Origin of the sequence: Brassicibacter mesophilus, from assembly GCF_050433385.1 — a bacterium.
GTDB lineage: Bacteria > Bacillota > Clostridia > Tissierellales > Proteiniboraceae > Brassicibacter > Brassicibacter mesophilus.
Window position 1 is genome coordinate 53,661 of sequence record NZ_JBNPXI010000001.1, and the last position, 12,206, is coordinate 65,866.

Here is a 12,206-nt window from a genome sequence, read left to right on the forward strand (position 1 = left end):
ATTGGGAGGAATTTAATGAAAGAAATAGTTATAAAAAAGCTAGAAGAAAGAGGAGTCAAAATTCGTGATATAGCAGAATTAGTATATGATCTACAAAAAGGATACGTAAAAATGACTTTAGATGATGCTATTGAAAACGTAGAAAAGGTCCTTACTAAAAGAGAAGTACAAAATGCAGTATTAACCGGAATTCAGCTTGATATTCTAGCAGAAAATAACTTAATCGAGGAACCTCTTCTTTCCATAATTAAAAAGGATGAATCTTTATACGGTATTGACGAAATACTTGCACTTAGTATAACTAATATTTATGGTTCCATAGGCTTTACTAATTATGGATATCTAGATAAGCTCAAACTAGGCATAATAGGTGAAGTAGATAGAATCGGGAAAGAAAGTGGAAAAGTAAATACTTTTCTTGATGATTTGATAGGCGGTATCGCTGCCGCTGCATGTGCAAGAATTGCCCATGCAAACAGTGACGTATAAAATGATAATTTTGTCTCAAAAAACAAAGTGAATGTGTATACACATTCACTTTGTTTTTATTTATTCATAAAAGCCTCTATATCTTCTATGTTCTTTATAATATTTGATGATAAATTATCACAGCCATTTTCAGTGACAACAACATTATCTTCTATTCTAATTCCTATTTTTTCTTCTTCTATGTATAATCCAGGTTCTACAGTTAAAACCATACCGGGCTGTAAACAAACATCATAATCCCCAACGTCATGAGTATCTAACCCTAAATAATGACTCACTCCATGATAATAGTATTTTGATATTTCAGAGTCTTCTTTTATTAATCCTATTTTCTTACATTCTTCGGCTAATACTTTCTTGGTAACATTATTTAACTCCCTAAAAGGTAACCCTGGCTTTACTGCTTTTATTGTCTCAAGCTCAGCCTTTAACACAATCTCATATATTTGCTTCTGTCTATCAGTAAACTTGCCATTTATAGGAAATGTCCTTGATATGTCTGCACAATAATTTTTATACTGTGCCCCTAGGTCAAAAAGAATAAGCTCATTTTCCTTAATCTCACAGTTATTCTTATCATAGTGTAAAACAGTAGCATTCTCACCTGAAGCTGCTATTGTCTTAAAAGCAAACCTCTTTGATCCAAGTGTTTTTATCTCAAAATCAAAATATGCCTCTAGTTGATATTCTAACATACCTGGCCTTGCATTCCTCATAAGACTCTTAATACCTTTATTAGTAATAGAAATTGCATTTTTTATCATTTCTATTTCTTCCTTAGTTTTTACCATTCTTAACTTAGCAATCTTATGATAAATATTTTTTATTCTTAAATAAGGATACCTTTCAGCAACATCATTAGCAAACTTCAATGCAGGAGTACTAATTGAGTCCCATCCACGTTTCTCGAGATCAAGATATATCTTAGAATATTCACCTCTTAACATAAGGCTATTAAAAAAGTTTTTAAAATTACTTATAGCTTCTATGTTTTCTATTCCAGAAATTTCTCTCGCCTCTTCTTGCGTCATCCTTTTTCCTGTCCATTTTTCCTCAAGTGGAGTTACTTTTTCAATAAACAGTGTTTCCTTAGTCTCACCGTTGTTCTTGTAAATAAGTAGTGCAAAGTTCTCTCTTTCTGTACCCGTCATATAATAAAAGTTCTTATTTACGACAAATTCATATACCTCGTCCGCAGATTTTTGAGGAGCAGATCCAGAGAATAGTACTAGTAAGGAATTGTCTCCAATACTATCAGTTAACTTTTTTCGATTGTTTTTAAAAAAATCTTTTTTCACTATATCACCATCCTATTTTTATTTTAAAATTATGCTTTTATTTTTCTAATTCGATAGAAAACTCTGCTGAATACTCAACTAGCTTTACTCTTAAAACATAGTTAGTATAATTCACTTCAAAATTAGTAATAGAAGACTGTAAGTCTATACTTCTAAGAAAATGAATAGTACATGTGTTTATTTCTTTTGACTTACTAAGCCTTATAATAATATTTTTTACAAGTGGAAATTGCATTCTTGAATTTATATACTTGGGCATTCCTGCTAGATTCAAATTTAAAGTTCTGTTATCTATGGGTATTATTATATCAATGTCACTTTCATCCTCATATAACACTCTAGTTTCAAAGTCACTTTTAAGAAATAATCCGTATTTTTCAAACATCAATAGTTCTCCTATCTAAACAATTCCCTTTTCATTAAAATAACTCTTATACTTAAAATCTGACTTTAAGATATGATTGCTAATCCAGTTTGCAACAAAATCAATCATATCTAATATTGTTCTCTTCTGCTTCTCATCAATATTTCCACTCTCAACCTCAACTAATTTACCTATAAACTTATCATGTTCAATTTTATGCTGCTCAAGCAGTTGAAATTCATATTGCTTCATCAATTTTTCTTCATATTCAAAATGATACTTAGTATAATCCTTTAAGCTATTTAATATCTGTACTAATTCATCGTAGTGGTCAAATCCATCGTCTAATATAGCTATATCATATAAATCTGAGCCAATTTCAAATAACCTTTTATGTTGAGCATCAATTTCTTCTATTCCTGTACAAAAAGAATCCTTCCATTTGAAAATCATAATTTCACTCCTCTTAATCATAATGTTACTCTTTACTAAATTATAGCATTTTTTTATCAAAAATTGTAGTTATAAAACATCTAATTGGATGTAAAAAACAATCTATGTCGAGATGACACAGATTGTTTTTTCAGCAAATATAACTTAATTTATCACTTCATATCAAAGTACCTATAAAGAACCTTAACAAATTCGGGTATTCTTTTTTGAATACTGCTTGTTTTAGATTGTCTTTCAGCTTCAAGTTCATCACTTAAACATTTTAGACTATATTCTATTAAGTCTTTCTCTTTTATTTTTATTCCAGTCTTATAATAAAATAAATCTGATAACATACCTATACCTTCTTGCTTATCAAAAAAAGCAAAAGAGGTAAACAAACAAAATCCCAGATTTTCTAGTGTTATCATGCTTGCATAAAGATATTCTAAGTCATTTAAGTCCTCATATTCCTTTACCTTATATGGTAATGAAATATTAAACATATTTTCTTCGGTTATTGAAGGTTTGCTAACCATGTATTTAAGATTTTTTTTATCATTATATAAACTATAAATTCCACGTGTAGTACTACACAATGTTCTTCCTTGAAGTGTGTCCTCATCTATTTCTTTCAAAGCATTAAGTATATCTTCTTTAGAATATGTTTTATTTAGCACCCTGGACATCAATGAGCAAGTGAATACAAACTCTACGCTATCTATGCCCAATTCAAAAGCTTCCCTATTTACATTAGAAGAAAATGACTTATCGTCAATTCCAAATTCTTTCTTTATCGCAGCATATACCTCACTTTCAGCAGGTGCTAAAAATACAGAATCATCACTTTTTGAATACCTATTCAAGCATCCTACCACGCATAGAGGTGCACAAGTTTTATTTATTTTACAAACGCTATTCTGTTTATCAGTAGATTCATTTTTTATCTTATCCTCTTTGCTTTCAGCTTTATTCCACTGTTTTCCATCTTTCATCATTTTCATCAAAGTTATAGAACCGTATGCTGGCAGCGCATCGCCACACACTGGGTGTTCGATTATAAGCTTAGTTAACTCTTTTCCAAGATTTTTTAATGCCTCTTCATCATGAGTTTTACTGTTAAAATGAAAGTCTGAAGAAATAGCAATTGCCTTTATTCCTTTTGACCCTAATATATCTCCCATACCTCCTCTAGAACAATAGTAAGATGGAATGCCCTCCATATAAGTACTAAAAATAGAAGCTAGAGGTTGTACTCTTTCTCCAATAGGACCTATTCCTATCACTGACGATTTTTGACTGTATTTATTCCTTATATAGCTTATTGTTTCAGATACCTTTTTATTATATAATGAGCTATCTTCATGTATGACGATACTTTTGTCATCTATATGTATATATGCAACACTCTCATTACAACATCCTTTTATAACTATAGCATCTATATTAATTGATGCCATTTTTTGAGAAAAAGGGCCTGCAATATTGACATACTGAATACCATTTTCACTAGATTTTTTTGACGCAACAATTAATCTACCCGTACTAGGCACTAATGTACCAGATAACAACCCGGGTACCATAACAATACAGTTTTTTTCATCATATCTATCTGTATTATACTCAGTGTTTTTAAGAACTAAATATGCTGCTAAACCTCTTCCATAATGCATTGCATTTTCTAATTCATATTTTTCTTCATAAGAAGTTTTTGATGCTAAGTCTATATAAATTATTTTTCCCAAATTAAAATCCCCCTTCAATTCTTTTCATACTATTCATATAAGCTATAGTATAGTCATGCTTAGGAAACTGAATAATTTCGTTTTTTTCTCCAAACTCAACAAGTTTTCCCTCGTTTATCACAAATATCTCATCACACAAATTATTAATTACATAGATATCGTGAGTAATAACTAGAAATGTTATCCCAAAACGTTTATTAACATATCTAAATATTGAATTTATCTCTTTTTTGGATTTTTCATCTAGCATAGAAGTACATTCATCTGCAATAATAATTTTAGGGCGAGTAATCAATGCTCTAGCTATACACAATTTTTGTCTTTGTCCACCACTTAAAGAATTTATTTTTCTTTTTCCAAATTCATTTATGTCAAGTCCTACTAGCTTCAAAGCATCAGAAATATCAAAAGTATTCCTTCTTCTTCTTTTACAGATAATCTTAGGTTCATTAATTACTTCAAGAACACTACTGTTTTCTTCCATAGCAGCATAGGGGTCCTGAAAAATATACTGTATAGAAGCACAATCATCAAAATCTCTTTTCTTCAATGTATCTAATTTTTTACTACCCAAAAAGATATCGCCTGTATCTGTGTGTTCTAGCCCAATAATTAACCTTGCTATGGTTGTTTTTCCCGAACCGCTATCACCTATTAATGCCGCTATACAACCACTTTTTATTGATATATTAATACTTGACAGTACTTTTTTCTTAACGCTACTATTCGTATAGCTTTTACTTACATTAACAATTCTCAGTAAGTCACTCATAAGCATCACCACCTATTTCTATGACCTTATCCGCAATCATTTGTGAAAAGCCTTTATGATGAGACACTACTAATATTGCACATCCTTCTGATCTTCGATGATTGAGAAAATCAATCATCTTTTCAAGTGTTATGTAGTCTATAGCTGAAGATGGCTCGTCTAAAACAAAAAACTTAGGTTTTTTTATGAACCCCATTAGCATTACAAATCTCTGCTTCGTTCCTCCACTCAGTTCATATGGATACATTTTTTCAATGTCCTCATTTAATCCAAGCTGTTTGTAATACTTATGTATTGTTTCATAGTCTACAATTTCAGTTGATGCCTTTATCATGTCAATATGTTCTTTTAAAGAGAGAATCGGATTTAATCCACTTTGCGAATATTGTGGCATATAACTTATATGTTTAAAAAGCTCCTCTCCCCATTCTTTAATACCTTTACCAGCTATTTGAGCTGTTTTATATCTTACAGCTCCATTAAAAAACGGGTCAAACATTGAATTTAAAAGAGTAGTCTTACCACAACCACTTTCACCCATCAAACAAACACATTCATTCTTACTAATGAATATATCAGGATAAGTTATCCATTTGCTTTGTTCTCTATAACTTACCATATAATCTACAAGACTCAATACCATTTCCATTCTCCTAGCTTTCCTTATAAATATCAAATGTTAGCATAGATATAGAAGCAACTAAGGTACATATACAAACGACAGGTGGCAACAGGTACCATATGAATGTACTATCACTAAATATACCTTCATAATCTAAAGCCATTTTTATCATCTTACCCCATGACTTTATCATAGGATTCCCTATACCGAAATATGACAATGTAGCCTCGTACACAGCTGCTTTGCTACATTGTAAAATGAACATAGTAGAAACAGAAGGATATATTTCTTTCCATAGCTTCTTAAAAACATCAGTCAATCTGCCCTTGAGAAGTAATGTATACTTTATTTTTTCTTTCTCTATTGCTAACTTAGCCTTAGGCCTTATTATTTTAGTTACTTTTGTCCATGATGTAAAAGATATTGCAATTACAGTATTCAAGAGAGTTGGTCGTGAATAAGTTGCAAAAAATAGAAGTATTATTATTTCAGGTATAATTATAAAAAAGTCAGTAATCTTCTTTATAAAGTCATCTATAACTCCACCGTAATAAGCTCCTATTACGGCTAAAAAAGTTCCAATAAGAGTAGAAAGTATCGATGCAGCTATTGATATGCCGATAGTCACTCTAAAACTTACTAATAGAATCGAAAAAATATCATGCCCCATCTCATCAGTACCCAATAAATGGTATAGTGATGGTTTTAAAAGTACATCAAAGCTAAAATTGTCCGGAGAATACGGAGCTAAATAAGGGCCAATAACAGCTATCAATATCATTGTTACTATTATAAATTTAACACTGTTTTTTCTTTTAATTACACTCATATTAATACCTCGGACTAATTCTTTTTATGACAATTTCAAATATAATATTAATTACTATGCTGTAAACTCCTACAACTATAAGAATTCCTTGCAATAAAGGATAGTCATTATTCAAAGCAGAGAGCCTTAATAATGTCCCCATACCAGGATAAGAAAAAATCGCTTCTACAAACATAGTCCCTGACAGCAAATAAATGAAATGTATATTCAATTTACTTAATATCTCGGGTAATGCATTTCTTAAAATGTATTTGTATTTAATTAGCTTAATATCAACATTATTATAGTATGCAAGCTTAATGTATCCTTCATTTTTTATATTTGAACATAAATTATATGTCAGAATAAATATAGATGGAGTTGATGATATAACTAGCACAATCACAGGCAAAGTAAGATGTTTCATAATATCTGCAGCATAATTTAATTTGCTTAGCCCTCCTACTGTGTAAGCTCCACTTGAAGGAAAAATATTTAACTTAAAACAAAATAAGATTTGAGCAATTATAGCAATAATAAATACTGGAAATGCCTGTGTTATAGTAAAAAATTGCATCCATTTTTTCTCTCTCTTCATGTTTTGTTTAATTGATATATTAAGTCCAAAACAGATTCCTATGATTGAAGATATACAAAGAGATATACCAGATAATAATAGTGTCCACTTAGCGCGCCCTAAGATAATATCACTAACTGGCGCTCTGAAGTAAAAAGAATACCCAAAATCTAGCCGCATTAACTGACCTAAATATGTAAAGAATTGATCAAATATTCCTTTGTCAACATTATAGTAATCACTAAAAATTACAAAAGTTTCTTCAGACATTACAGAATTTAGTGCATGTACATCTGAATCATATAAAAAAAGAGGACTTCCCGGGATTAACCTGGGAAGTATAAAACTCATTAATATGATCAAACACAAGAAAAATGAACTTTTTGCGATCCTCATTACTAATTCTCCTGTCCCTCTTTCCATTCTCCATTTACAAAAATAAGCTTATTTTGTATAGTAGGCACAGCTATAGCAACTCCATCCTTGGTAAAAAACCATCCATCAAACTTTTGTTGATTATATGCAAAAGTTATTTTCTTATAGTATATTGTTAAAGTCGGAAGTTCTTCTGCAATAATTTTTTGCATTTCGGCTACCTGCTCATATCTTTTTTTATTATCTAACTCTTTAAGCTGCATTGCAAAATAAGTATCAAATTCTTCATTTGACCAACTCTTGCCACCCTGAGTAGTAATTGTCGGAGTAGAACCCATAGTAACATCATTTGAAGCAAATCTAGCTAACAAAACAGGATCTCCACCAAATGAACCATGTCCATTTAAAGCAATGTCAAACTTGCCATCCTTAATCATAGGATCGACACTCTTAACATCCATTGCTTTTACTTCCAACCCTATCCCTATGTCTTCTAAGTATTTTTTCATCATTTCGGCTTCTCTAACTTTATCTTCTGGTACTAGCATTTCAAGCTTAATATCTTCTCCATTATACTCTCTAATGCTATTTTCATTATTATCTTTTATATCAATATCATCTAATATCTGCTTAGCTTTTTCAGGATTAAATTCATACTGTTTAACTCCACTGTAGTACCATTCGGAGTCGGGATGAATATGACCAGGATTTCCTGCCAAAGTGCTATTTCTAGTTGCTTTTTCTACAATTTCTGGTCTATTAATAGCATAATATAATGCTTGCCTAAAATCTTTATTGTTAAAAATAGGCTTGTCAAAATTAAAGTAAAGTCTTAAAACCCAAAAACCTGGGCCTTCTACTACTTTAAATTTACCTTCTTTCTGTAATTCCATTGCTTCACCATACTTGATTTGCTGAGCTGCATCAATTTCTCCATTAACTAATGATTCTTTAGCGTTTGAATTAGCTGTTAGTATAAGTTTATCAATAGCTGGTTTTCCTAAGAAATATTTATCGTTTGCTTTATATATGTAACTTCCCGTATTCTTATCATAGCTTTCAAGCATCAATGGTCCTGAGCCTATCACGGCTTCAGGCGTATTAAATTTCTCTGGTTCTTCTATGTTCTCCCATATATGTTTTGGCATTATTGGAACATTACCAGCTACATCTGTTATAAAAGGAGCATAGACATCTTTTAGATAGATTTTTACTGTATGCTCATCTACTGCATCTACTTTATCTATCATATTTAGATAAACCCATTGATGAGGGTGATCTATTAAGTACTCATATGAAAATTTAACATCCTCTGCTGTAACTGATTTTCCATCAGTAAATTCTGCATTTTCATGTAAATAGAACGTCCAGACCTTGTTATCATCTGATACCTTCCACTCTTTAGCTAATAGTGGGACTACACCTTTATCGTCTTTCCATGTTAAAGTGTCAAATATAAAACTCATAAGAAGATATCCTCTTCCTCTCGATGAGACAGTATAAACTGATGGATATCCCAAATTATCTCCGTCCATCCTTATGATTTTTTCTTGTATTTCATTTTGCTGAGTTTCTACACTGCTTTGTGACGAATCCTTTTTAACATCTTTACTTGTTGAAGTACACCCTACAATGGAAAACAATAATACAAAAATCATTACCAACGCTAAAACTCTTTTCAATTAATCCCCCTCCTAGTTGTCTATACAATATATTCTAGTTAATTTTAACATGTATGATTACAGAAGTTTAATTGATAATTTCTATTGACTTTGTATTGCCCATTCCTTCTATCTATAGTAGTAATATTCTCTTAACAAAAAAAGGAGAGCTTTTTAATCTAGCTCCCGTAAAAATTTACTTATGCTTTATTCTTATACATGTCTTAAATTTAAAAATGCTACTACTAGCAACCCTCCATTTAAAATTATAATCAGATAATCGTAAATATTAACAACTGCTATTCTATTAACAAATCTATATATAGACCAAATAAATAAAATTAGGAATATATTCGTTGTTATTTTCATGATCTTTTTTTCTAAGGATGCTTTGAATTTTAGAATCGGAAAAAAGGTATTAAGAATTAGTGTTATATATAGAAATATTATAATATAGTTGATTATTTTAATTAATCTCATAGATATTTCTCCTTCACTAAATATGTAGGGTATATGCATATGTAATATATTCCACAAAAATAGATTTTTACCTTTATATTTAATAATATCTAGTAACAACATCTTTAATTAAACAATACAATAAGTACTAACAAAGTATATATTATATACCTAGACTATTTCTGTGAAAGGGGTGAAATAAATGAGTAACTATTTAACCCACTATCCTTGTTATTGGGACTATCAATACAACTATCCTAATTATTATAGTTATACTCCAAATGATCGAAAATCTGAAGCCATTGCATATGTGAAAGGTGGCCCTTTGGCACCTAATTTAAGTGGTACTGTGAAATTTGACAGTGTGCAAGGCGGTACAAAAGTAACTGCAGAATTTTGGGGGCTTCCAGACTATCAACCTGGAGTAGGAAATACTTCACCTATTGGCCCTCATGGATTTCATGTTCACGAAAATGGAAGCTGTGAAGTAGGAGATATTAATAATCCATTTCAAGCTGCAGGAGGACATTGGAATCCAGATAACCAACCACATGGTAATCATGCAGGTGATTTCCCTGTCCTATTTTCGAATAGTGGCTATGCTAAAATGTGCTTTTTTACAAATAGATTTAAACCTACTGACGTAATTGGTAAATCGATTATTATACATCAGAATCCAGATGACTATCGTTCTCAGCCAGCGGGTAATGCAGGTAAAAGACTAGCATGTGGAATTATAAGATCTACAACATTTAAATTAACATAATAAAGACCAAGGTATCTCGCCTTGGTCTATTACTTTACTGCATCATTGTCAATCCTAAATTTTAAATGAACTTTTTAAGGATACGATTCTATTTAATACAAGCTTGTCATCAGTAGTGTATTTTGAATCTACATTAAAATATCCATGTCTAAAGAACTGGAATTTATCTTGCTTTTTAGCTTCATTCATATTTGGTTCAACGTATCCTTGTAGAATTTCTAAAGAACTAGGGTTAATATTATCTAAGAACGAGCTACCTTCCTCCTGCTCATTATCTAATATTAATGGTTCATACAATCTAATTTCTGCAGGTATTGCATGTTTTGCGTCTACCCAATGGATAGTACCTTTTACCTTTCTTCCAGTAAACCCTGTACCGCTTTTAGTCTCTGGATCATATGTGCAATGAATTTCAACAACATCCCCATTTTCATCTTTAATTATATCATTGCACTTAATGAAATATGCGTGCTTTAATCTAACTTCATTGCCAGGAAATAATCTAAAATATTTCTTAGGTGGATTTTCCATAAAGTCATCTTGTTCGATGTAAATTTCTCTTGAAAATGGTATTTTTCTATTTCCTAAATCCGGGTTGTCAGAATTGTTTTCAGCATCAAGCCATTCAATTTGACCTTCAGGATAATTTGTAATAACAACCTTAAGCGGTTTTAATACTCCCATAACCCTTGGAGCTTTAAGCTTTAAATCTTCTCTTATAAAGTGCTCTAACATTTGAGCATCTACAATACTATTGCTTTTTGCAACACCTATCTCTCTACAGAAATTGCGTATAGCTTCAGGTGTATACCCTCTTCTTCTTAGTCCTGATATGGTTGGCATTCTTGGATCGTCCCATCCATCAGCGATTTTCTCATCAACAAGCTGCTTTAATTTTCTTTTACTCATAACTGTATTAGTTAAATTAAGTCTTGCAAACTCAATCTGTTGAGGCTGACTTTCCATCTCACATTCTCTAACTACCCAATCATACAGTGGTCGATGGTCTTCAAATTCTAGTGTACATATTGAATGCGTAATCCCTTCAATCGCATCCTCTAAAGGATGGGCATAATCATACATAGGATATATACACCATTTATCTCCTGTATTGTGATGAGATGCATGAGCTATACGATATATTATGGGATCTCTCATGTTTATATTGGGAGAAGTCATATCAATTTTAGCCCTAAGAACCTTTTCTCCGTCCTTAAATTCTCCATTTTTCATTCTTTCAAGTAAGTCAAGATTTTCTTCAACAGTTCTATTTCTATATGGACTTTCTTTACCTGGTTCCGTTAATGTTCCTCTATATTGCCTTATCTCTTCAGCAGATAAGTCGCATACATATGCTTTTCCTTTTTTTATCAATAATATTGCTCTATTATACATTTCATCAAAGTAATCAGAAGCAAAGAGTAATCTTTCCCACTCAAAGCCCAGCCATCTTACGTCCTCCATTATAGAATCAACATATTCCGTATCTTCCTTCGTTGGATTAGTATCATCAAAACGTAAGTTTGTCTTTCCTTTAAATTCATCAGCTAACTCAAAATTTAAAGTTATAGACTTAGCATGGCCTATATGCAAATATCCATTTGGTTCAGGCGGAAACCTAGTGACTATTTCCTTGTGTTTACCTGATTGAAGATCATCTATAACAATGTTTCTTATAAAATTTGATGTTGTCTGTCTTTCGCTCATCTTAACACAACCTTTCTTCCTTATCACATTATGTATATGCTTGCTTTATTTAAAAATCAGTCATTTTATATTATTATATAATATACCATTTTAATAGTTTTGTCAGCTTTAATCAATTGATTTTAATAAGT

Annotated in this window: 13 protein-coding genes; 2 read left to right on the plus strand and 11 right to left on the minus strand. The window is 31.2% G+C overall.

Features of this window, described 5'->3' with window-relative positions; translation table 11 throughout:
• Positions 1–15: 15 nt before the first annotated feature.
• On the plus strand, positions 16–489 hold the full coding sequence (locus HNR33_RS00290; RefSeq protein ID WP_429079068.1) for a phosphatidylglycerophosphatase A family protein: 474 nt from the start codon (positions 16–18) through the stop codon (positions 487–489).
• 56 nt (positions 490–545) lie between these two features.
• Here the strand turns inward: HNR33_RS00290 and HNR33_RS00295 are convergent, their stop codons facing one another.
• The 10 genes from HNR33_RS00295 to HNR33_RS00340 form a co-directional block, all read right to left on the minus strand.
• On the minus strand, positions 546–1,787 hold the full coding sequence (locus HNR33_RS00295) for an aminopeptidase P family protein (protein WP_429079069.1): 1,242 nt from the start codon (positions 1,785–1,787) through the stop codon (positions 546–548).
• Between the two features lie 37 nt (positions 1,788–1,824).
• A complete protein-coding gene (locus tag HNR33_RS00300) occupies positions 1,825–2,172 on the minus strand; it encodes a hypothetical protein (RefSeq protein WP_429079070.1) in 348 nt (115 codons plus the stop codon).
• 15 nt (positions 2,173–2,187) lie between these two features.
• On the minus strand, positions 2,188–2,604 hold the full coding sequence (locus HNR33_RS00305) for a bacteriohemerythrin (protein ID WP_429079071.1): 417 nt from the start codon (positions 2,602–2,604) through the stop codon (positions 2,188–2,190).
• A 152-nt stretch (positions 2,605–2,756) separates the two neighbouring features.
• The gene (locus HNR33_RS00310) at positions 2,757–4,328 is read right to left on the minus strand and encodes an aldehyde ferredoxin oxidoreductase N-terminal domain-containing protein (protein ID WP_429079072.1); all 1,572 of its coding nucleotides are present in this window, start codon (positions 4,326–4,328) and stop codon (positions 2,757–2,759) included.
• 1 nt (position 4,329) lies between these two features.
• Positions 4,330–5,100 carry an ABC transporter ATP-binding protein gene (locus tag HNR33_RS00315; RefSeq protein WP_429079073.1) on the minus strand — a complete coding sequence of 257 codons (771 nt, stop codon included), beginning with the start codon at positions 5,098–5,100 and terminating at the stop codon, positions 4,330–4,332.
• Entirely contained in the window at positions 5,093–5,743 is a 651-nt protein-coding gene (locus tag HNR33_RS00320) for an ATP-binding cassette domain-containing protein (RefSeq protein ID WP_429079074.1), read from the minus strand. Before HNR33_RS00320 ends, HNR33_RS00315 begins: the two co-directional genes overlap by 8 nt.
• A 10-nt stretch (positions 5,744–5,753) precedes the next feature.
• Entirely contained in the window at positions 5,754–6,551 is a 798-nt protein-coding gene (locus HNR33_RS00325) for an ABC transporter permease (RefSeq protein ID WP_429079075.1), read from the minus strand.
• Between the two features lies 1 nt (position 6,552).
• The gene (locus HNR33_RS00330) at positions 6,553–7,503 is read right to left on the minus strand and encodes an ABC transporter permease (protein WP_429079076.1); all 951 of its coding nucleotides are present in this window, start codon (positions 7,501–7,503) and stop codon (positions 6,553–6,555) included.
• A 2-nt stretch (positions 7,504–7,505) separates the two neighbouring features.
• Positions 7,506–9,164 (minus strand): ABC transporter substrate-binding protein, encoded by a 1,659-nt coding sequence (locus HNR33_RS00335; protein WP_429079077.1) that lies wholly within the window; start codon positions 9,162–9,164, stop codon positions 7,506–7,508.
• Between the two features lie 192 nt (positions 9,165–9,356).
• Positions 9,357–9,623 (minus strand): hypothetical protein, encoded by a 267-nt coding sequence (locus HNR33_RS00340; RefSeq protein ID WP_429079078.1) that lies wholly within the window; start codon positions 9,621–9,623, stop codon positions 9,357–9,359.
• A 181-nt stretch (positions 9,624–9,804) separates the two neighbouring features.
• On the opposite strand from HNR33_RS00340, the gene HNR33_RS00345 reads away from it, so the two are divergent.
• The gene (locus HNR33_RS00345) at positions 9,805–10,368 is read left to right on the plus strand and encodes a superoxide dismutase family protein (RefSeq protein ID WP_429079079.1); all 564 of its coding nucleotides are present in this window, start codon (positions 9,805–9,807) and stop codon (positions 10,366–10,368) included.
• A 54-nt stretch (positions 10,369–10,422) separates the two neighbouring features.
• On the opposite strand, the gene HNR33_RS00350 is transcribed toward HNR33_RS00345, so the two are convergent.
• Positions 10,423–12,075, minus strand: a complete 1,653-nt coding sequence (locus HNR33_RS00350; RefSeq protein ID WP_429079080.1) for a glutamine--tRNA ligase/YqeY domain fusion protein — start codon at positions 12,073–12,075, stop codon at positions 10,423–10,425.
• Positions 12,076–12,206 lie beyond the last annotated feature (131 nt).